This is a genomic window from Pantoea sp. Cy-640 (assembly GCF_011752635.1).
GTDB classification, from domain to species: Bacteria; Pseudomonadota; Gammaproteobacteria; order Enterobacterales; family Enterobacteriaceae; genus Pantoea; species Pantoea dispersa.
The window spans coordinates 32128-54021 of sequence record NZ_VWXB01000008.1 but is presented as its reverse complement, the minus strand read 5'-3'; the positions used below and the strand labels follow the sequence as shown (position 1 = coordinate 54021).

Genomic DNA, 21894 nt, shown 5'->3' with positions numbered 1-21894 from the left:
CCGGGCCTGACGGGAAATACCGACCATGGAAACCGATCATCCGCGTTATACCCTGCGCGGCATCGATTTACACGCTTTCGCCGATATGGCGAGCTTTCTTCACTTTCTGCTGCCGGACGGCAAGCCGCGCAGCGGCACACTGGTGGCGATCAACGCTGAAAAGATGCTGACGCTGGAAGAGGATGCCCAGCTGCGCGCGCTGATCGCCGCCGCGGAGATCAAATACCCGGACGGCATCAGCATTGTGCGTTCGCTGCGTAAAAAATACCCGCAGCTAACGGTGAACCGCATCGCCGGCGCCGATCTGTGGGAAGCGCTGATGGAACAGGCGGGCCGCAGCGGTATTCCGGTGTTTTTAATCGGCGGGCGTGAGCTGGTGCTGCAGGAAACCTGCGATAAATTACGCCGTCAGTGGAATGTCAACATCGTGGGCAGCCAGAACGGCTACTTCGCTCCAGCCGAACGCGAGGCGCTATTTGCGCGCATTGCCGCCAGCGGGGCGCAGATTGTGACCGTGGCGCAGGGATCGCCGCGCCAGGAGCTGCTGATGCGCGACTGCCGCGAACACTGGCCGCACGCGCTGTATATGGGCGTCGGCGGCACCTATGACGTCTTTACCGGCCACGTCACGCGTGCGCCGCGCATCTGGCAGCAATTAGGGCTGGAGTGGCTGTATCGCCTGATACGTCAGCCATCACGCTGGCGCCGTCAGTTAAAACTGCTGAAATATTTACGCTATCACTGGCGCGGCGATCTGTAACGCGGCAGGAATAGTGCTGTAATTCCGGCAGGTTAAGCAGGCAAATTGCGTTATTTATCGACGGAATGCACAAAGCGTAAGCAAACGCGATTTTTTTATGAAAAAGCACTGGACAGCCTGGAGTCAAATACGTAGTATGCCCATCCGCAACGGCGCTACGCGCCCGTAGCTCAGCTGGATAGAGCGCTGCCCTCCGGAGGCAGAGGTCTCAGGTTCGAATCCTGTCGGGCGCGCCATTTAGTTTGTGCGCAAGAGCTTCGGTGGTTGGTTTAACCGCGTTATGCAGTGCATTAAGTAAGCGGTTACGCTTACGCACCAGAATTATGGTGGCTATAGCTCAGTTGGTAGAGCCCTGGATTGTGATTCCAGTTGTCGTGGGTTCGAGTCCCATTAGCCACCCCAGATTTTGCTGGGACATGCGAAGGTGGCGGAATTGGTAGACGCGCTAGCTTCAGGTGTTAGTGTTCTTACGGACGTGAGGGTTCAAGTCCCTCTCTTCGCACCAGGCAAAACAAGTAAGCAGTAACAGGCAGTACAAAATCGGCGAGTAGCGCAGCTTGGTAGCGCAACTGGTTTGGGACCAGTGGGTCGGAGGTTCGAATCCTCTCTCGCCGACCATATTCGAAAAGCCCGCTTTGCAAAAAGCGGGCTTTTTTCGTTCGTAGCAAAAGAGGATGAGAACCTCCGAAGGAGGTTTGAGCCGAGCGCAGCGAGACAACGTTGCGTCAGTAACGGCCCGCAGGGCGCTTCTCGCAGAGAAGCGTAATTCTCTCTCGCCGACCATCATTTAAGAAACCTGCTTTGCAAAAAGCAGGTTTTTTTTCGTCTGTAGCAAAAGAGGATGAGAACCTCCGAAGGAGGTTTGAGCCGAGCGCAGCGAGACAACGTTGCGTCAGCAACGGCCCGCAGGGCGCTTCTCGCAGAGAAGCGTAATCCTCTCTCGCCGACCATCATTTAAGAAACCTGCTTTGCAAAAAGCAGGTTTTTTTTCGTCTGTAGCAAAAGAGGATGAGAACCTCCGAAGGAGGTTTGAGCCGGGCGCAGCGATTGTCGCTATTACACGACATATAACCAGCTGATTTTCAACAGCCTTACCTTTCCTTGCACAGCCTGTCGCTCAGCGGAGACAGCTTTAAACCGGTCTGTCGCGTTTTCGCGACATCGTAACCGCTGTTAGCTGGCAGGGATTATCTAACTGACTGATATAAAACAACTTTCCGTGATTCATGCCATTCTGGCACGCTTTGTGCAATAATCTCAGCGTAGATGCTCATTCCACCTCTTATGTTTGCTAATGCTACATAAACCTGGGAATGATGCAGAGCCCCTTACGGTATCCGTTGTCCAGCTGGCAGTAACGTGTACGCGCTACTGCAGTAAGAAGGACATTACGTTGAGTCGGATACCATCAGTTGTCTTACCGACCTGATCTTACACCTGCTTCTGGCAGGTGTTTTTTTATCTGCCGTTCACGGATTGATGCCGTATTCCCTGCACGCTCTTTGAGGCAAAAAAAAGCCGGGACTGGCCCGGCGTGCACAAAAATAACAACAGTAAAATCAGGCGCCAGGATTGTTCTTCAGCGTCAGTAACAGACCTTCGCGACGCATTTTAGCCGCGTCTTCCGGGCGATGCAGGCGATCGTAAACGTCCGCCAGCCAGGCATAGTCAAAGCCATCCGGACGCTGTGCCAGCGCCTGCTGGAAGGCTTCTGCGGCCTGCTGCCATTCACCATGGCGCATCAGCAGCTGGCCGAGCGTGCTGTGCAACAGCGGCGTGGCGCCGTGCTGCTTAATCTGCTGACGCAGCGCTTTCTCCAGGGCCTGCGGGTCACCGCTTTTGATGCGCGGCATCAGCAGCACCAGCCGATCGTCATACTGACGCTTCAGCCCTTCCAGCACGATGCTTTGCGCGGTGTCCGGATCGTCGCACTCGATCAAATGCTCAGCCATCGCCACCTGCAGCGCGGTCTCCTGGCGGGTTTTGCGACTCTGGTTCTGCCACCATTTTTTCAGGCCTTCGCTGCCCTGATCGGCCATAGCCTGATTCATCAGACCCAGCCACGCCTGCTGCTGCAGCGCGTTACGCTGGTTCTCATCGTTAATCTGCGCCTTCTGCATGGAGGGCAGGATATCCAGCAGTGCGCCCCAGGCGCCGGTACGGATATAAGCCTGCTCAGCCAGACGCAACACTTCCGGATGGCGCGGCGCCACTTCCAGCAGGCGATCGATACCGTGACGTGCGGCGTGATCTTCGTTACGCGCCAGCTGCAGGCGCACGCGGGTGATCTCAACCGGAATGGTATCGTTCTCGGAGAGCTCAGAGGCGCGCTCCAGGTGCTGGTTAGCACGGATTTCATCGCCGCGCTGCTGCGCTGCTTCCGCCGCCAGCAGATAGTTCGCCACCGGCTGATCGGCGTGATCGGCATTCTTTGACAGCAGCTTTTCTACCTGACGGTAATCGCCTTCCGCCAGCTTCATCAGCGCGCTTTGCGTGTGACGCTGGGCGCTGCGACGTTTCCGCCCGGTGAACCAGCCGCGGGTGCGGGCGCCGGTGCGGAACAGGCGACGCAGAATCCATTCGACCAGCAGAATCACCAGCAGGCTGAGAATCAGGATGATGGCCAGACCGGTGACGCTGGTCTCAATGTTCCAGTTATCGGTCTGGATCAGCACGTAGCCCTGATGGCCGGCAACCATCGGTCCCAGCACAATGCCGGCAATCAGCAGCAGGAAAAGCACCAATACTTTCAGCATGGTTAGCCTCCCTGTTGATCAGCCGCAGCCGATGGCTGCGCCAGCAGATTGCGCACGCGCGTTTGCATCAGTTTTTCCAGCAGCGCCTGGCTCTCCAGCGTGTCCGGCACGTCCATCGAAATACTTTGCTGACTCAGCTCGTCGAGCTGGGCGAGGAAGGCTTTGGTCGCCGCATCGTTAGTGTCGTACCAGGCACGCACCCAGGTAGATACCGCATCGATGGACTGTTTGTAGATCTCATCCTGATGGCGCGGCACCGCCTGCGCGGCAATCAGCAGACGTGAACGGATATTTTCGCGCAGATAAACATCCTGATTCGGTGCCAGCAGCGGCTGCGCGGTGTTATCGCGGCGGCGGATGGTGATGAAATCATCCATGAAGTTGTGCCAGCTCTTCACCAGATTCTGACGCCACTCGTGCAGCGAGCTGGAGAGCTCACCGCTGTCGGCATCCATTGGCGACTCATCGCTGTCGTTATCGGCCAGACGCAGATTATCCACGCCGTTCGACAACTGGTTCAGCTTGAGGATGATGCCGTCGTAGTCCACCTGGCTGACCGCCGCCAGTGAACTGATGTCCTGGGTCAGCGCGCGGCGCACGTTCATGATGCTGGGATCGTTCATCTCCGCCAGGCTGGTGTCCGCGCTTTTCAGCAGCGCTGCCGCGGTGGTGACGTCCTGATCGCTCCACAGTTTGCGACCCGCCAGTTTGACGAGGTAGTCGGCCTGCGCCAGCAGCCAGGTGCGGGTATCGTTGCCGGAAATAGTGGCCACTTTTTCACGCAGCGTCTCCAGCTCTTTGGCGCTGTTATCCTGCTGGCTGCGCGCTTCCTGCAGCGCGGTATTGGCGTCCGCCAGCTGCTGCGAGAGCTGTTGTTTATCGCTGCCCAGTTGCTGCTGCAGGGCGCTCAGCTGCTCGCTCAGGTTCTGGTTAGTCTGAGCCTGTAAGTCGGCCTGGTGTTTCCCATTCAGGTAAAGTCCCGCGCCAATCGCCAGTGCAATGACAATTGCCACCGCGCTCAGCACCTTGCCGTCGCTCTTTTTCGCGCGAGGCGGCTGGCTGGCTGGCGTCGGGGAAGTGTCCGCAGGGGTGGTTTCTTCAACCATGGCGGAGGAGTCTTTTTGTTCCGTCATTGTGGCTCATCCCAATGTTAAGTTCAGCGTAACGCACGCAGCAGCGCGTCGTTATCCGCACCATCGGCTACCTCAATCTCCTGCCAGCCTAATTCGGCGGCCTGGGTAGCCAAACGTTCACTGACGACCAGTAGTCGACAGTGCAGCAGCCATTCCCGCCGATCGATTGGCGGAAACAGCGCAAACAGTTGTTGTAACATTTCACCGCTGGTCACCACCAGCGTGGTAATACCGCGATCGCGCCAGCGACGGCCTTCAATCGCGCCGTCGTACTGCTTTTCACAGCGCTGATAGCACTCACAGTATTGCACGTCCGCGCCGCGGGCGATCAGCGTCTCCGCCAGCAGTTCACGGCCCGGACTACCGCGCAGAATCAGCGCACGCTTGCCGCTGACCTGCTGCAGGCGATTCAGCCGCACCAGCTCTTCGCTGGTTTCCCGCGCATGCGGATAGTCAACTTTCAGATTACTGACGGTGTGCAGCGCCAGCGCGGTGCTGCGACCAATGGCATAATAGTCGAGAAATGCCGGCCACGCGCTGCGCTGCTGCTGTAAAGCGGGCTGGGCATAGTGCACCACCTGCTGCGACAGCAGAAATACCAGGTCACCGGGCTGCAGGGCGGCCAGCTTTAGCGGCAGTTGGGGGAGATCGCGACCCGGCGTAAATTCAATCAGCGGAAACGACCACGCCAGTTTGCCCTGGCTGCGCAGGCGCGCGACCAGTTCGCTGGCGGCGGGTTCCGGACGGGTCACGAGGATAGTCATGCGGGCGGCTGTCCCTGATAAACTTCACGCAGAATGTCACGCGCACCGCCGTCCAGCAGCTCTTCGGCCAGTGAGATCCCCATCTGTTCGGCCTGTTCACGCGGGCCGCGGCGTTCGCCCACCACCATCTGGCTGCCATCCGGCGCACCGACCAGGCCGCGCAGCCACAGCTGGTCATCTTCCAGCACGGCAAAACTGCCGATCGGCACCTGACAGCCGCCTTCGAGACGGGTATTCATGGCGCGCTCGGCGCGCACGCAGACGGCGGTGTCACTGTGGTTCAGCGCCTGCAGCAGCGTAATTAACGGCTGATCGTCGAGGCGGCACTCAATGCCGACCGCGCCCTGGCCCACCGCCGGCAGGGAAAACTCCGCCGGCAGCGCCTGGCGAATGCGATCTTCCAGTCCAAGGCGTTTCAGCCCGGCGGCAGCAAGAATGATGGCGTCATACTCGCCGGCGTCCAGTTTGCTGAGCCGCGTACCGACGTTACCGCGCAGCGAGCGAATCACCAGGTCCGGGCGCCGTGCGCTGATCTGGCACTGGCGACGCAGGCTGGACGTGCCGACCACCGCGCCCTGCGGCAGCGCGTCGATCGAGGAATAATGATTCGAGACGAACGCGTCGCGCGGATCTTCGCGCTCGCAGATGGTCACCAGTCCCAGACCGTCGGGAAAATCGACCGGCACATCTTTCATGGAATGCACCGCCATATCGGCACGGTTTTCCAGCATCGCCAGCTCAAGCTCTTTGACAAACAGTCCCTTGCCACCCACTTTCGCCAGCGGCGTATCAAGGATGACATCACCTTTGGTGACCATCGGCACCAGCTCAACCTGCAAGCCGGGATGCGCAGCCATCAGGCGCTGTTGGACATATTGTGCCTGCCACAAGGCAAGCGGACTTTGCCTGGTAGCAATTCTGAAAATTTTGTTTAACATGCTGTTAACCATTTTGATCGTTCATCGATTATCCTATCATTGATAGGGGAATGCTGTCAGTTTCAACGGATTGACCAGGCTGCAATCTCAGACCGGAGCCCGCTTTTTACGGCGTCAGATTCTGAGGCTGGAGTCCGAAAATGCAGGGCTACGTTTGGAACGTGCTAAACTGTCAGGTAGCGCAACTTTCTTTACGGTCAATCTTCCAGGTGTTAGATTGATCACGTTTCCAGCAATAATTTGCCCGACATCTTTATTATTAAGCGGCAGATTTTGGAAACAGGGTGCTTAACACTGGGACAATCAGGCGAAACGTCTTGTACCTCTACATTGAGACACTGAAACAGAGACTGGATGCGATAAACCAGCTGCGTGTAGATCGCGCACTGGCTGCCATGGGACCTGCTTTCCAGCACGTCTACAGTCTGCTGCCAACATTACTGCATTATCATCATCCGCTGATGCCGGGTTACCTTGAAGGTAGCGTTCCCCATGGCGTCAGCTTCTTTGCGCCTGATGAAAACCAGCAGCAGCTGCTGCAACAGTTAGCGGGCGACCATCCGCTCGACCTCAGCAGCGCGGTGAAGGGCGAACTGCCTATCACCGGCATCTACTCGATGGGCAGCACCTCGTCCGTCGGCCAGAACAGCGTCTCCGATCTCGACATCTGGGTATGCCATCAGTCATGGCTGGATAACGAAGAGCGTCTCAATCTGCAGCGCAAGTGTACGCTCCTGCAAAAATGGTGTGTGTCGCTGGGTGTGGAAGTCAGCTTCTTCCTGATCGACGAAAACCGCTTCCGCCATAATGAGAGCGGCAGCCTCGGCGGTGAGGACTGCGGTTCTACCCAACATATTTTACTGCTGGATGAGTTCTACCGTACCGCCGTGCGCATGGCGGGGAAACGCATTCTGTGGAACATGGTGCCTGGCGAAGAAGAACATCACTACGACGATTACGTGATGTCGCTCTATTCACAAGGCGTGCTGACGCCGAATGAGTGGCTGGATCTCGGCGGTCTCGGCACGCTGTCGGCGGAAGAGTATTTCGGTGCCAGCCTGTGGCAGCTGTATAAAAGTATCGATTCGCCGTACAAAGCGGTGCTGAAAACCCTGCTGCTGGAAGCTTACAGCTGGGAATACCCGAACACGCAGCTGCTGGCGATGGATATCAAACAGCGGCTGCACGACGGCGAAATTGTCTGCTTCGGTCTCGATCCCTACTGCATGATGCTGGAGCGCGTGACGCGCTATCTGACCAGCGTCGATGACACCGCGCGCCTCGACCTGGTGCGCCGCTGTTTTTACCTCAAAGTGTGCGAAAAACTCTCCAGCGAGGAGCAGCATCCGCGCGCGGGCTGGCGGCGTGAAATTTTGTCGCAGCTGGTGAAAGAGTGGGGCTGGGACGATGAGAAACTGGCGGTGCTGGATAATCGCGCGCAGTGGAAAATCGAACGGGTGCGCGAGGCGCACAACGAGCTGCTGGATGCGATGATGCAGAGCTATCGCAACCTGATCCGTTTTGCCCGTCGCAACAATTTAAGCGTCAGCGCCAGCCCGCAGGACATCGGCGTGCTGACGCGTAAATTGTACGCCGCGTTTGAAGCGCTGCCGGGCAAAGTCACGCTGGTGAACCCGCAAATCTCGCCCGATCTGTCGGAAGAGAATCTGACCTTTATTCATGTGCCGGCTGGGCGCGCCAACCGTGCCGGCTGGTATCTGTATAACCAGTCGCCGGACATGAGTTCAATCATCAGCCATCAGCCGCTGGAATATAACCGCTATCTCAACAAGTTAGTGGCATGGGCGTGGTTTAACGGACTGCTGACGCGCAAAACCCGTCTGCACATTAAGGGCAACGAGTTCTGCGATCTGCCGCGCCTGCAGGAGCTGGTTAACGATGTGTCCAGCCACTTCCCGCTGCGCCTGCCGGCACCGACGCCGAAAGCGCTTTACAGCCCGTGCGAAATCCGGCATCTGGCGATCATCGTTAACCTCGAACACGATCCGACCTCGGCGTTCCGCAATCAGGTGGTGCACTTCGACTTCCGCAAGCTGGATGTGTTTAGCTTTGGCCAGCAGCAGCAGTGCCTGATCGGCAGCATCGATCTGCTGTACCGCAACTCGTGGAATGAAGTGCGCACTCTGCACTTCAGCGGCGAGCAGGCGATGATTGAAGCGCTGAAAACCATTCTGGGCAAAATGCATCAGGACGCCGCACCGCCGGACACGGTAGAAGTATTCTGCTACAGCCAGCATCTGCGCGGCCTGATTCGTACCCGTGTGCAGCAGCTGGTGTCGGAATGCATTGAGCTGCGCCTGTCGAGCACGCGTCAGGAGCCGGGCCGCTTTAAAGCGCTGCGCATGGCCGGTCAGACCTGGGGGCTGTTTTTCGAGCGCATGAGCGTCTCGGTGCAGAAGCTGGAAAACGCAGTCGAATTTTACGGCGCGATTTCCAACAACAAGCTGCACGGTTTGTCGATCAAAGTTGAATCGAACCAGACGCCGCTGCCACCGGTGGTCAACGGCTACGCCAGCGAAGGCATCATTCAGTTCTTCTTTGAAGACACCAGTGACGATCGCGGCTTCAATATCTACATTCTCGATGAAAGCAACCGGGTTGAGGTGTATCACCATTGCGAAGGCAGCAAAGAGGAGCTGGTACGTGACGTCAGCCGCTTCTATTCGTCGTCGCACGATCGCTTTACCTACGGCTCGAGCTTTATCAATTTCAACCTGCCACAGTTCTATCAGATTGTGCACGCCGGCGATCGCTTCCAGGTGATTCCGTTCCGCAGCCAGACGCTGACGCAGCTGTGTGCCACCCAGCCGGACAACGACAACGGCGACTTCCAGCCGCGCTACCAGATGCATTAAAGCCGCTGTGCTGAACGCAGTGGCCTGCCCCCGTTTCTGAACCTTCTGCCGGATATTTCCTGTTGCTTTTACAACGTCAACTGCGATGATAAGCAGCTGGGATTTGGATAAAAAGAGCAGACAGAATGATACGAGTGATGAGCCAGCTGGGTATGGCGCTGGCACTGGTCAGCCTGGTAGGCTGTGGGCTGAAAGGACCGCTGTATTTCCCGCCCAACGATCGGCCGCAACAGAAAAATCAGCCGGTGACTGAGCAGCAGCAGAAAGCGGCACAGGATGCGGATACCAGCGGCCTGGTCACCAGCAAACCGGCTGGCGTGCAGGCGAATTAAACCCGATGAGTCATCCGGCGGAGCAGAAAATGCAGTTCTCGAAAATGCACGGTCTCGGTAACGACTTTATGGTCGTCGATGCCGTGACGCAAAACGTCTTTTTTTCGCCGGAACTGATTCGCCGCCTGGCGGATCGGCATCTGGGGATCGGCTTCGATCAGTTGCTGATCGTCGAGCCACCTTACGATCCGGATCTCGATTTCCACTACCGCATCTTCAACGCTGACGGCAGCGAAGTGGCGCAGTGCGGCAACGGCGCGCGCTGTTTTGCCCGCTTTGTTCGCCTCAAAGGGCTGACCAATAAAAGCGACATTCGCGTCAGCACCCAGACCGGCCGCATGGTACTGAGCGTCACCAGCGATGAGCTGGTACGCGTTAACATGGGCGAGCCCAACTTTGACCCGCAGCAGGTGCCGCTGCGCGCTAACAAGGCGGAAAACCTCTATCTGCAGCGCGTGGCCGAGCAGACCGTGATGTTTGGCGCGGTATCAATGGGCAATCCACACTGCGTGATCCAGGTTGAAAGCGTGAAAACCGCCGCGGTGGAGACGCTCGGTCCGGCACTGGAGAGCCATGAGCGCTTTCCCGAGCGCGTGAACGTCGGCTTTATGGAAGTGGTCAATCCGGAACACATCCGTCTGCGCGTGTATGAACGCGGCGCGGGCGAAACCCAGGCGTGCGGCAGCGGCGCCTGCGCCGCAGTGGCCTGCGGCATTCAGCAGGGCATTCTGGCGGAGAAAGTGCGCGTCGAGCTGCCCGGCGGCACGCTGCATATCGCCTGGAAAGGGGCCGGTCAGCCGCTGTTTATGACCGGGCCAGCCACACAAGTCTATGATGGGTTTATTCATCTATGAAAAATATCGAAGAGCAGACCGACAGCGCGGTTTTGCTGGACGATCAGGCGGTGAGCGCCTGGCTGCGTCACAACCCCGATTTCTTTATTCGCAATGCGCGCCAGGTTGAGCAAATGATGGTGCCGCATCCGGTGCGCGGCAGCGTATCGCTGGTGGAGTGGCATATGGCGCGTCAGCGCAACCACATCCAGCAGCTGGAAGAGGAGATCACGCTGCTGATGGAGCAGGCAACCGCCAATCATCAGCTGTTCGATCGCCTGCTGGCGTTGCAGAGCCATCTCGCGGCGGCCGATAGCCTGCAGGAGATGCTGACGCGCCTGCATCGCTGGGCGCGCGAGCTTGGCCTGGCGGGCGCTAATGTGCGGCTGTTCAGCGACCGCTGGCGCATCGGCGCACCCTCCGATTTCACCCAGCTTGGTCTGTCACGCCAGGCGTTTGAGCCGCTGCGCATCCAGCGCTTTGGTCAGCAGCATCACTACCTTGGCAGCCTGAACGGACCGGAGCTGCTGCTGCTGCTGCCGCAGGCAAAAGCCGTCGGATCGGTGGCGATGTCGCTGATGGGCGAGCAGGGCGATCTCGGCGTACTGATCTTCAGCAGCCGCGACAACCAGCACTATCAGGCGGGCATGGGCACGCTGCTGCTGCAGCATCTGGCACAAATGCTGCCCGACCTGCTGTCTCGCTGGGTGGAGCGCGCATGAGCAGCACCAGCCCGCTGTTGCCGGCCGTTGAGGGCTTTCTGCGCTATCTGAAAGTCGAACGCCAGCTCAGCCCGCTGACGCAAAAGAATTACCAGCGCCAGCTGCAGGCGCTTATCGCCATGGCGGATGACATGCACATTACCGCCTGGTCGCAGCTGGAACCGGCACAGGTGCGTAGTCTGGCGGCGCGCAGCCGGCGCGGCGGTCTCGGTGCCAGTAGCCTGGCCCTGCGCATGTCGGCGCTGCGCAGCTTTCTCGACTGGCAGGTCAGCCAGGGCATGCTGAGCGCCAATCCGGCGAAAGGCATCGCCACGCCGCGCAACGCAAGGCATCTGCCAAAAAATATGGATGTCGACGAAGTCAGCCAGCTGCTGGAGATCGAGCTCGACGATCCGCTGGCGGTGCGCGACCGCGCCATGCTGGAAACAATGTACGGCGGCGGTTTACGTCTCGCTGAGCTGGTGGGCATCGACTGCCGTCATCTGGACCTGGAGAGCGGTGAAGTCTGGGTGCGCGGTAAAGGCAGCAAAGAGCGCCGCGTGCCGATTGGCGGCACCGCCGTCACCTGGCTGCAGCACTGGCTGCCGTTACGCAACAGCTTCGGGCCGCAGGATGATGCGGTTTTTGTGTCGACGCGCGGCAGCCGTATTTCGGCGCGCAATGTGCAGAAACGCTTCGCCGAATGGGGCATTAAGCAGGGCGTCGCCAGCCATATCCACCCGCATAAGCTGCGCCACTCGTTTGCTACCCATCTGCTGGAATCGAGCGGCGATCTGCGCGCAGTGCAGGAGCTGCTCGGCCACGCCAACCTCTCGACCACGCAAATCTATACCCACCTGGATTTCCAGCATCTGGCGTCGGTATACGATGCGGCACACCCGCGTGCCAAACGAGGAAAGTCTGAATGAAGTTTTATCGCCCGCTGGGCCCGATCAAAGCCATCACCTTCGATCTCGACGATACGCTATATGACAACTATCCGGTGATCCGCAAAACCACGGCGGAATCGCACGCTGCACTGCAGGCGTATCACCCGGCGCTGCGCGAGTTTACGCCGGAAGATTATCAGGCGCTGCGCGATGAACTGCTGCTGCGTGAACCGGAAATTTATCACGATGTCTCTGAGTGGCGTCGCCGCTCGGTAGAGCTGGCGCTGCTCAACGCCGGACTGCCGGCCGCGCAAGCCAGCGCAGGTGCCCGCGACGTGATGAGCGTGTTTCATCAGTGGCGCAGTGCGGTGGAGATGCCAGAAGAGACGCATCAGACGCTGGCCTGGCTCGGCGAGCGCGTGCCGCTGGTGGCGATCACCAACGGCAACGCCGACCCGCAAAAGCTCGGCATTGATCACTACTTCCAGTTCGCGCTGCGCGCCGGTCCGCACGGCCGCGCCAAGCCGTGGCAGGATATGTACCATCTGGCCGCCGAACGGTTGGGCATTGCGCCGCAGCATATTCTGCACGTCGGCGATGACCTGACCACCGACGTCGCCGGTGCGCTGCGCGCCGGTCTGCAGGCGTGCTGGATCAACCTGCGTGACGGCAATCTGATGAAGATTGATGACGCGCGCCTGCTGCCACACGTGGAAATTCATCAGTTGGCATCGCTGACCTCGCTGCTATAATGGCTGTAAATTTATCCAGTCGTATTCTGTATTCTGCAACGCGCGGCCGTGCAGGCTGTGCGTCACCAGCCTGATCGCATAGCTGATTACGCCCTCGCAGATGTCTGCCCTTGCCGCCTGGCGGCAACGCGAACGGTGCAGGATACGCATCCTACTTGCTTAAAACGGTGCTTATGGACGTTTCCGATCTGCTTAACGGCTTGAATGACAAACAGCGCGAAGCGGTCGCCGCGCCGCGCAGCAATCTGCTGGTGCTGGCCGGAGCAGGCAGCGGTAAAACCCGCGTGCTGGTGCATCGCATCGCCTGGCTGTTGTCGGTAGAGAACTGCTCGCCTTACTCAATCATGGCGGTGACCTTCACCAACAAGGCGGCGGCGGAGATGCGCCACCGTATCGACCAGCTGATCGGTACCAGCCAGGGCGGCATGTGGATTGGTACTTTCCACGGCCTGGCGCACCGTTTACTGCGCGCGCACCACCTGGATGCCGGGCTGCCACAGGATTTTCAGATCCTCGACAGCGAAGATCAGCTGCGTCTGCTCAAGCGCCTGATCAAAGCCATGAACCTCGACGAGAAACAGTGGCCGGCGCGTCAGGGCATGTGGTACATCAACGGCAAAAAGGACGAAGGGCTGCGGCCTAAGCACATCGAAAGCTACGGCAACCCGGTGGAGCAGACGTGGCTGCGTATCTATCAGGCGTACCAGGAAGCCTGCGATCGCGCCGGGCTGGTCGACTTCGCCGAACTGCTGCTGCGGGCGCATGAGTTGTGGCTCAACAAGCCGCAGATTCTCAATCACTACCGTGAGCGCTTCAGCAATATTCTGGTGGACGAATTCCAGGACACCAACAACATTCAGTACGCGTGGATTCGCATGCTGGCAGGCGACAGCGGCCGGGTCATCATCGTTGGCGATGACGATCAGTCCATTTACGGCTGGCGCGGCGCGCAGGTGGAGAACATCCAGCGTTTCCTGCAGGATTTCCCAGGCGCGGAAACCATCCGTCTTGAGCAGAACTATCGCTCCACCAATAACATTCTGAAAGCAGCCAACGCCCTGATTGCCAACAACAATGGCCGCCTGGGGAAAGAGCTGTGGACCGACGGCAGCGATGGCGAAAAGATTTCGCTGTATTGCGCGTTCAACGAGCTGGATGAAGCGCGCTTTGTCGTCAATCGCATCAAAACCTGGCATGAAAACGGCAACGCACTGCAGGATTGCGCCATTCTCTACCGCAGCAACGCCCAGTCGCGCGTGCTGGAAGAGGCGCTGCTGCAGGGCAGCATGCCGTACCGCATTTACGGCGGCATGCGCTTCTTCGAGCGCCAGGAGATCAAAGATGCGCTGGCCTATCTGCGGCTGCTGGCCAACCGCAATGACGATGCGGCATTCGAGCGCGTGGTCAACACGCCGGTGCGCGGCGTTGGTGATCGCACGCTCGATGTGGTGCGCCAGACCGCGCGTGAGCAACAGCTGACGCTGTGGCAGGCGACGCGCGAACTGCTGCAATCCAAAGCGCTGGCTGGCCGTGCTGCCTCAGCACTGCAGCGCTTCTGCGAGCTGGTGGATGCGCTGGCGACGGAAACCGCTGAGCTGCCGCTGCACGTACAGACCGATCGGGTGATTAAAGACTCCGGCCTGTGGCTGATGTATGAGCAGGAAAAGGGCGAAAAAGGCCAGGCGCGTATCGAAAACTTAGAGGAACTGGTTACCGCCACGCGCCAGTTCAGCTATCAGGACGAAGACGAAGATCTGATGCCGCTGCAGGCGTTTCTGTCGCACGCGGCGCTGGAAGCTGGCGAAGGCCAGGCGGACAAATGGCAGGATGCGGTGCAGCTGATGACGCTGCACTCGGCGAAAGGGCTGGAGTTCAGTCAGGTGTTTATCGTCGGCATGGAAGAGGGCATGTTCCCGAGCCAGATGTCGCTGGACGAAGGCGGCCGGCTGGAGGAGGAGCGTCGCCTGGCGTATGTCGGCGTGACGCGCGCGATGGAGAAGCTGACGCTCACCTACGCCGAAACCCGTCGCCTTTATGGTAAGGAAGTGTATCACCGGCCATCGCGTTTCATTGGTGAACTGCCGGAAGAGTGCGTGGAAGAGGTGCGGCTGCGCGCCAGCGTGAGCCGGCCGGTGAGCCATCAGCGCATGGGCACACCGGTGGCGAAGAGCGACAGCGGCTTCGCGCTCGGGCAGCGCGTGCGCCACGCTAAGTTCGGCGAAGGCACCATTATCAATCTGGAAGGCAGCGGCGAGCACAGCCGTCTGCAGGTGGCCTTTCAGGGTCAGGGCATTAAGTGGCTGGTGGCGGCTTACGCCCGGCTGGAAACCGTGTAGCGCGGTTGCGCTACCTTGACGACTTTTTCGTCTCAGCGTAACATGCGCGCACTATTATCATGAGAGGACAATGCCTTGGACGCGCCCAGTCGATGCTGGCTCTATACCCTGGTTAACAGGGACAATTTCTAAGGCTACCTCTTTAACGCGGGTAGCCTTAGCGGTTATCAGCGACCTCCCTTTTTGATCCCGTCGCACGAGTCAGCACTGATTTACCCTTGAAGCGAAAGTTTCCGCGTTCAGGCTTTGCCGTGCCCGTGGTGCCAGCAGCACTGCGGTTCACCGCCTTGTCCCATGTCGTCTGCAATGGGGAGTATTGCTATGCTGAGCGCATTTAAACTGGAGCGCGATCGCCTGACGCGCATCGAGCTGGAAGACAACAACGACAAACTCAACACCTCGGTGTGGGTCGATCTGATCGAGCCGGACGACAGCGAGCGTGAGCGCGTGCAGTCAGAACTGGGGCAGAGCCTGGCAACGCGTCCCGAACTGGAGGACATTGAGGCCTCGGCGCGTTTCTTCGAGGACGAAGACGGCCTGCACATCCACTCCTTTTTCTTTTTTGAAGATGCTGAAGATCACGCCGGCAACTCCACCGTGGCGTTTACCATCCGCGAAGATCGCCTGTACACACTGCGCGAGCGTGAGCTGCCGGCGTTCCGCCTGTACCGCATGCGCGCGCGCAATCAGCAGCTGACCGACGGCAACGCCTACGAACTGCTTCTCGATCTGTTCGAGACCAAAATCGAGCAGCTGGCGGATGAGATCGAGAACATCTATAGCGCGCTGGAAAAACTCAGCCGCGTGATCATGGAAGGGCAGCAGGGCGAAGAGTACGACGACGCGCTGTCGCGCCTGGCGGAGCTGGAGGATATCGGCTGGAAAGTACGCCTGTGTCTGATGGATACCCAGCGTGCGCTGAACTTCCTGGTGCGTAAAGCGCGGCTGCCGGGCAATCAGCTGGAGCAGGCGCGCGAGATCCTGCGCGACATCGAATCGCTGCTGCCGCACAACGAATCGCTGTTCCAGAAGGTTAACTTCCTGATGCAGGCGGCGATGGGCTTTATTAACATCGAGCAGAACCGCATCATCAAAATCTTCTCGGTGGTGTCCGTGGTGTTCCTGCCGCCGACGCTGGTGGCCTCCAGCTACGGTATGAACTTTGAGTTTATGCCGGAGCTGAAGTGGAGCTTTGGTTATCCCGGCGCGATTGGCCTGATGATTCTCGCCGGGCTGGCGCCGTATCTCTATTTCAAACGGAAGAACTGGCTGTAAGTTTACATGGTGCGCATTAATGCGCACCCTACGGGTTAACGCACCGGTTATGCATACCGTTAACTTCACGCCCGCACGTTCTGTTCAACCTGCCAGGCCGTCGTAGGGTCGTCATTCATGACGACCGTCTCCATCGCTATCCGTGGCCTTACCCCTGACGCGCCAGCGCTAATCTGCTAACCTGTTGCCTTAACTCACTTTCTGATTTCCACCTTATGGCGCGTTTCTCTTTGCGGCAGCAGTGGGCGCTGCTGCTGACGGCTTCGCTGGTGCTGGGCTGCCTGCTGCAGCTATTGCACCTGCCGGCTGCACTGCTGCTCGGTCCGATGATTGTCGGTACCATTATGGGTCTGAGCGGCGCAACCGTGCGCATCGACAAACGGCTGTTCGTGCTGGCGCAGGCGGTGCTGGGCTGCATGATCGGCCAGAGCCTGTCGCCTGCGATCCTCTCGCCGCTGCTCGATGACTGGCCGGTGGTGCTGGCGGTGCTGCTGCTGACGCTGGCGGCCAGCGGGCTGTCCGGTTTTCTGCTGGTGCGCTTTAGCTCGCTGCCGGGACCGACCGGCGCGTGGGGATCGTCGCCGGGCGGCGCGTCCGCAATGGTGGCGATGGCGGGCGATTTCGGCGCCGACGTGCGGCTGGTGGCGTTTATGCAATATCTGCGCGTACTGTTTGTTGCTACCGCCGCGGCCGTGGTGGCTCGCATCGGCCTCGGCAGCAGCGGTGCTGCCGCCCACATTGTCTGGCTGCCGCCGCTGCACAGTGGCTTCGTGCTGACGCTGCTGGTGATGGTGGCGGGCGCGTGGCTGGGGCAGAAACTGCGTATCCCATCCGGCGCGCTGCTGCTGCCGGCGCTGATGGGTGCCACGCTGCACGGAACGGGGGTCGCGACGCTGCAGGTGCCGGAGTGGCTGCTGGCACTGGCCTATGCGCTGATCGGCTGGAGCGTTGGCCTGCGCTTTACCCGGCCGATTTTTTTGCTGGCGCTGCGCACGCTGCCGCAAATGATCGCCTCGATTATCGGCCTGATGCTGCTGTGCGGGGGGCTGGCGTGGATGCTGACGCGCGTGCTGCACGTCGATCTGATGACCGCTTATCTGGCAACCAGCCCGGGCGGGCTGGATACGGTGGCGATTATTGCTGCTGGCAGCCGGGTCGATATCGCGTTTGTCATGGCGCTGCAGACGCTGCGTCTGTTTACCATTCTGCTCACCGGCCCGGCGATGGCCCGTTTTATCTCACGCTATGCGCACGCGCGTGCGGGCTGAAAACAGCAGCGCGTCCAGAATGAAGATCGCCAGCGCCAGCCAGATGAAGCCGAAGGTCACCATTTTATCCGGCGTCAGGCTCTCACCGTAAAACAGCACCGCCAGCAGGAACATCAGCGTCGGCCCCAGATATTGAAAGAAACCGACCGTCGACAGGCGCAGGCGCGCGCAGGCGGCGGCGAACAGCATCAGCGGAATGGTGGTAATGATGCCGGCGGCGATCAGCTTGAGGTTCAGGCTGAGTGGATTAGCGCTGAGGTGGCTGGTGGCGCTGTCAGCAAAGCCAAACAGATAGATGGCCGCCAGCGGGAACAGCCACGCGGTTTCAATCAGCATACCGCTCTGTGCATCAACCTGAATCTTCTTGCGCACCAGCCCGTACAGCGCGAAGCTCAGCGCCAGGCCGAGGCCGATGATCGGCAGCGAACCGAACTGCCACAGCTGCACCAGCACGCCGGTGGCCGCCAGCAGCACCGCCAGCCACTGCAGACGGCGGAAGCGCTCACGCAGAAACAGCATGCCAAACACCACGTTAATCAGCGGATTGATAAAGTAGCCAAGGCTGGCCTCCAGCATATGCTGATTATTCACCGCCCAGATAAACAGCAGCCAGTTGCCGCCGATGGTCAGTGCGGTCAGCGCCAGCAGCAGCACTTTTTTCGGCTGGGCCAGCACGCTGCGCACCTGACGCCAGCTGCGGCTCAGGGTAATCAGCCCCAGCATAAACAGGGCCGACCAAATCACACGGTGGGTCATAATTTCCGTCGGTGGCACCTCTTTGACCAGCTTGAAATAGGCCGGCGCGATGCCCCAGATAAAGTAAGCGCCCAGCGCATAAAAAATGCCCTGACGCGTTTGTTGCGTATCCATCATCTTTTCCAGAAAAGCGGCGAGTGTGGCAGGCCGCGCGAAGTTAACCAATAAGATAGGTCGCAGTCGCAGTGGCGATGTAATCGCCCTGCTGATTGTGCAATTCGACGCGCGCTACCGCGACTTTATTCCCGGCGCGCAGCAGGCTGCTGGTGGCGACAAAGCGCTCGCCGCGGCCCGGGCGCAGGTAATCGACGCGCATATCAATGGTGCCCATGCGCGACAGACGCTGACGCAGCTCCTCTTCGCTGATGCTCTGCTGGCGCGACAGCGCATGGCTGACGCACACCAGCCCGGCGGCAACATCCAGCACTGAGGCTATCACGCCACCGTGCAGAATCTGCTGCGCGGCGTTACCCACCAGCATGGTTTTATTGGCAAAGCCGAGTTCGGCGTAATCGGCTTCAAGGCGATCCAGCTCAAGGCCCAGTGCCTGATTAAACGGCATGTGATAGACAAAAATTTCGCCAATCAGCCGGCGCGCTTCCTGCTGTGTCAGCATCGGGGATGACATTTTTCCTGCCTTAAGATGTTAAAGAATTGTGTATATTATGCCGCGTTCGCGCCGCTTTCCAGTTTCAGAAATCCGCGCTAATCAACCACCGGGTTTGCGTGTAGAATGGCGTGCTTTTTGAACCGTCGCCCGACGATAACTTTTGCAGCGCTCTGGAGAATTCTATGCGTAAGCAGTACGCCTTGCTGGCCGCGGCATTTATGGTTCCTGCGCTGGCGCAGGCCGATGAAGCCACCGTGAAAGAGGTTCATGACGCACCAGCGGTGAAGGGCAGTATTATCGCTAACCTGCTGGAAAAACACGATAACCCATTCGTGCTTTATCCCTATGAAAATAACTATCTGCTTTACACCTACACCAGCGACATGAATAAAGAGGCGATTTCCTCTTACAACTGGGCAGACAAAGCGAAAAAGGATGAAGTAAAATTCCAGCTCAGCCTGGCGTTTCCGCTGTGGCGCGGCATTTTGGGTGACAACTCGGTGCTGGCCGCGTCGTATACTCAGCGCTCCTGGTGGCAGCTGTCGAACCGGGGGGCTTCATCACCGTTTCGTGAAACCAACTATGAGCCGCAGATTTTTCTCGGCTGGGCCACCGACTATTCGCTGGGTGGCTGGACATTACGCGACGTCGAGCTGGGTCTGAATCATCAGTCAAACGGCCGCAGCGATCCCACGTCACGCAGCTGGAACCGCGCTTACGCCCGTCTGATGGCGGAGAATGGCAACTTCCTGGCGGAAATCAAACCCTGGTATCGTCTGCCGGAAAGTGCCAGCAACGACGATAACCCGGACATCACCAAGTACATGGGCTACTACCGCGCGAAGCTGGGCTATATGCTCGGCGACAGTATTTTCAGCGTGGAAGGCAACTACAACTGGAATAGCGGCTACGGCGGTGCAACCTTCGCGTGGAGCTATCCGATTTCTGAACACGTGCGCTTTTACACGCAGCTGTTCAGCGGTTATGGTGAATCCCTTATTGACTATAACCATCGCCAGACGCGTCTTGGCGTCGGCGTAACGCTTAACGATCTGTTCTAACCAGTCAAAACAGGATTACCGTGGCAACATCGGCAGTGCTTAATCAGGAAATGCTGGCGCAGCAGGTATTACAGGATACCTTCGGCTATCAGCAGTTCCGTCCGGGTCAGCAAACCATCATCGAAACCGCGCTGTCAGGGCGCGACTGCCTGGTGGTGATGCCGACCGGCGGCGGCAAATCGCTGTGCTATCAAATCCCGGCGCTGGTGCGCGAAGGGCTGACGCTGGTGGTTTCGCCGCTGATTTCACTGATGAAAGATCAGGTTGATCAGCTGCTGGCGAACGGCGTGGCGGCGGCGTGCCTTAACTCGACGCAGACGCGTGAGCAGCAGCAGCAGGTGTTTGCGGACTGCCGCAGCGGCAAACTGCGGCTGCTGTACATCGCGCCGGAACGTCTGATGATGGATAACTTCCTCGACACCCTGCAGCACTGGAATCCGGTGATGCTGGCCGTTGATGAAGCACACTGCATTTCGCAGTGGGGCCACGATTTCCGTCCGGAATATGGCGCGCTCGGTCAGCTGCGCCAGCGCATTCCGCAGCTGCCGGTGATGGCGCTGACCGCCACCGCCGATGAAGCCACGCGTAACGACATCGTGCATCTGCTGCAGATGCACGATCCGCTGATTCAGATCAGCAGTTTTGACCGTCCCAACATTCGCTACACGCTGGTGGAGAAGTTCAAGCCTACCGAGCAGCTGCTGCGCTATGTGCAGGATCAGCGCGGCAAAAGCGGCATCATCTACTGTAACAGCCGCGCCAAAGTGGAAGACACCGCTGCGCGTCTGCAGAGTCGCGGCATCAGCGTTGGCGCTTATCATGCCGGCATTGACAGCGAGCAGCGCGCACGCGTGCAGGAAGCCTTTCAGCGTGACGATTTGCAAATCGTGGTCGCGACCGTGGCGTTCGGCATGGGCATCAACAAGCCCAACGTGCGTTTTGTGGTGCACTTCGACATTCCGCGCAATATCGAATCCTACTATCAGGAGACCGGCCGCGCCGGGCGTGATGGCCTGCCGGCCGAAGCGATGATGCTGTACGACCCGGCTGACATGGCGTGGCTGCGTAAATGTCTGGAAGAGAAAGCGCCCGGGCCGCTGCAGGATATTGAACGCCACAAACTCAACGCCATGGGCGCGTTTGCCGAGGCGCAAACCTGCCGTCGTCTGGTGCTGCTTAACTACTTTGGTGAAGGTCGCCAGCAGCCGTGCGGCAACTGCGATATCTGCCTCGATCCGCCGCGTCGCTATGACGGCCTGGTCGAAGCGCAAAAAGCGCTGTCGGGCATTTATCGTACCGGGCAGCGTTTTGGGATGAGCTATATTGTTGAAGTTTTGCGCGGCTCAACCAACCAGCGCATCCGCGATAACGGCCACGACAAACTGCCGGTGTACGGCCTCGGGCGCGAGCAGAGTCAGGAGCACTGGGTCAGTGTGCTGCGCCAGCTGATCCATCTGGGCATGGTGACGCAAAACATCGCCATGCACTCGGCGCTGCAGCTCACCGAGGCCGCGCGCCCGGTGCTGCGCGCTGAAGTGCCGCTGATGCTGGCGGTACCGCGTACCGTGACGGTGAAAAGCCGCAGCAGCGCGCCAAAAGTCTACGGCGGCAATTACGATCGCAAGCTGTTCGCCAAGTTGCGTAAGCTGCGTAAAGCCATCGCCGACGAAGAGAATATTCCGCCTTACGTGGTGTTTAACGACGCCACGCTGATTGAAATGGCAGAACAAATGCCGGTCAGCGCTTCAGAGATGCTGAGCGTGAACGGGGTCGGTCATCGCAAACTGGAGCGCTTCGGTAAGCCGTTCCTGCTGATGATCAAAGAACATCTTGATGAAGAATAAGGGAAATAA

Annotated in this window: 18 protein-coding genes, 4 tRNA genes and 2 other RNA genes; 18 read left to right on the top strand and 6 right to left on the bottom strand. The window is 59.1% G+C overall.

Annotated elements, in window-relative coordinates; genetic code table 11:
- The first annotated feature begins 25 nt into the window (after positions 1-25).
- From wecG to F3J36_RS18310, 7 genes are all read left to right on the top strand, one after another.
- Positions 26-760 carry a lipopolysaccharide N-acetylmannosaminouronosyltransferase gene (wecG, locus tag F3J36_RS18340; protein WP_166720208.1) on the top strand — a complete coding sequence of 245 codons (735 nt, stop codon included), beginning with the start codon at positions 26-28 and terminating at the stop codon, positions 758-760.
- Between the two features lie 159 nt (positions 761-919).
- Positions 920-996 (top strand) — tRNA-Arg (locus tag F3J36_RS18335).
- Positions 997-1086: 90 nt separating this feature from the next.
- Positions 1087-1162, top strand: a tRNA-His gene (locus tag F3J36_RS18330).
- A 16-nt stretch (positions 1163-1178) separates the two neighbouring features.
- Positions 1179-1265, top strand: a tRNA-Leu gene (locus F3J36_RS18325).
- Positions 1266-1301: 36 nt separating this feature from the next.
- Positions 1302-1378, top strand: a tRNA-Pro gene (locus F3J36_RS18320).
- Positions 1379-1413: 35 nt separating this feature from the next.
- Positions 1414-1543: non-coding RNA, RtT sRNA (locus F3J36_RS18315), on the top strand.
- Between the two features lie 37 nt (positions 1544-1580).
- Positions 1581-1710: non-coding RNA, RtT sRNA (locus F3J36_RS18310), on the top strand.
- A 609-nt stretch (positions 1711-2319) separates the two neighbouring features.
- Here F3J36_RS18310 and hemY read toward each other — a convergent pair.
- The 4 genes from hemY to hemC are packed head-to-tail and all read right to left on the bottom strand — an operon-like array spanning position 2320 to position 6351.
- Positions 2320-3516, bottom strand: a complete 1197-nt coding sequence (hemY, locus tag F3J36_RS18305; RefSeq protein ID WP_058775512.1) for a protoheme IX biogenesis protein HemY — start codon at positions 3514-3516, stop codon at positions 2320-2322.
- A 2-nt stretch (positions 3517-3518) separates the two neighbouring features.
- Positions 3519-4649, bottom strand: coding sequence for a uroporphyrinogen-III C-methyltransferase (gene hemX / locus F3J36_RS18300; protein ID WP_058758109.1), 1131 nt, complete (start codon positions 4647-4649; stop codon positions 3519-3521).
- Between the two features lie 23 nt (positions 4650-4672).
- Entirely contained in the window at positions 4673-5413 is a 741-nt protein-coding gene (gene hemD, locus F3J36_RS18295; RefSeq protein WP_166720207.1) for a uroporphyrinogen-III synthase, read from the bottom strand.
- On the bottom strand, positions 5410-6351 hold the full coding sequence (gene hemC, locus F3J36_RS18290; RefSeq protein WP_031279613.1) for a hydroxymethylbilane synthase: 942 nt from the start codon (positions 6349-6351) through the stop codon (positions 5410-5412). The genes hemD and hemC overlap by 4 nt, the downstream gene beginning before the upstream one ends.
- A 317-nt stretch (positions 6352-6668) precedes the next feature.
- Here hemC and F3J36_RS18285 point away from each other — a divergent pair, with 317 nt between their 5' ends.
- From F3J36_RS18285 to F3J36_RS18245, 9 genes are all read left to right on the top strand, one after another.
- Entirely contained in the window at positions 6669-9227 is a 2559-nt protein-coding gene (locus F3J36_RS18285; protein WP_021506974.1) for a class I adenylate cyclase, read from the top strand.
- Between the two features lie 125 nt (positions 9228-9352).
- Positions 9353-9559 (top strand): lipoprotein, encoded by a 207-nt coding sequence (locus F3J36_RS18280; protein WP_022548017.1) that lies wholly within the window; start codon positions 9353-9355, stop codon positions 9557-9559.
- Between the two features lie 29 nt (positions 9560-9588).
- Positions 9589-10413: a diaminopimelate epimerase gene (gene dapF, locus F3J36_RS18275; RefSeq protein WP_166720264.1), complete on the top strand. Its 825-nt coding sequence runs from the start codon at positions 9589-9591 to the stop codon at positions 10411-10413.
- Positions 10410-11114, top strand: a complete 705-nt coding sequence (locus tag F3J36_RS18270) for a DUF484 domain-containing protein (protein WP_021506972.1) — start codon at positions 10410-10412, stop codon at positions 11112-11114. Before dapF ends, F3J36_RS18270 begins: the two co-directional genes overlap by 4 nt.
- Positions 11111-12022, top strand: a complete 912-nt coding sequence (gene xerC / locus F3J36_RS18265) for a tyrosine recombinase XerC (RefSeq protein ID WP_166720206.1) — start codon at positions 11111-11113, stop codon at positions 12020-12022. The genes F3J36_RS18270 and xerC overlap by 4 nt, the downstream gene beginning before the upstream one ends.
- Positions 12019-12735, top strand: coding sequence for a 5-amino-6-(5-phospho-D-ribitylamino)uracil phosphatase YigB (gene yigB, locus F3J36_RS18260; protein ID WP_021506970.1), 717 nt, complete (start codon positions 12019-12021; stop codon positions 12733-12735). The genes xerC and yigB overlap by 4 nt, the downstream gene beginning before the upstream one ends.
- Before the next feature lie 173 nt (positions 12736-12908).
- On the top strand, positions 12909-15071 hold the full coding sequence (gene uvrD, locus F3J36_RS18255) for a DNA helicase II (RefSeq protein WP_166720205.1): 2163 nt from the start codon (positions 12909-12911) through the stop codon (positions 15069-15071).
- 321 nt (positions 15072-15392) lie between these two features.
- On the top strand, positions 15393-16346 hold the full coding sequence (gene corA / locus F3J36_RS18250; protein ID WP_010617090.1) for a magnesium/cobalt transporter CorA: 954 nt from the start codon (positions 15393-15395) through the stop codon (positions 16344-16346).
- 215 nt (positions 16347-16561) lie between these two features.
- On the top strand, positions 16562-17614 hold the full coding sequence (locus tag F3J36_RS18245; RefSeq protein WP_058775517.1) for an AbrB family transcriptional regulator: 1053 nt from the start codon (positions 16562-16564) through the stop codon (positions 17612-17614).
- Here F3J36_RS18245 and rarD read toward each other — a convergent pair.
- Positions 17585-18484, bottom strand: coding sequence for an EamA family transporter RarD (rarD, locus tag F3J36_RS18240; RefSeq protein WP_058771068.1), 900 nt, complete (start codon positions 18482-18484; stop codon positions 17585-17587). The two genes, F3J36_RS18245 and rarD, sit on opposite strands and share 30 nt — an antisense overlap.
- Before the next feature lie 43 nt (positions 18485-18527).
- Positions 18528-18998 carry a thioesterase family protein gene (locus F3J36_RS18235; protein ID WP_031279610.1) on the bottom strand — a complete coding sequence of 157 codons (471 nt, stop codon included), beginning with the start codon at positions 18996-18998 and terminating at the stop codon, positions 18528-18530.
- A 164-nt stretch (positions 18999-19162) separates the two neighbouring features.
- On the opposite strand from F3J36_RS18235, the gene pldA reads away from it, so the two are divergent.
- A complete protein-coding gene (pldA, locus tag F3J36_RS18230) occupies positions 19163-20041 on the top strand; it encodes a phospholipase A (RefSeq protein WP_021506965.1) in 879 nt (292 codons plus the stop codon).
- A 20-nt stretch (positions 20042-20061) separates the two neighbouring features.
- Positions 20062-21885 (top strand): ATP-dependent DNA helicase RecQ, encoded by a 1824-nt coding sequence (recQ, locus tag F3J36_RS18225; protein WP_058758115.1) that lies wholly within the window; start codon positions 20062-20064, stop codon positions 21883-21885.
- Positions 21886-21894: the final 9 nt, after the last annotated feature.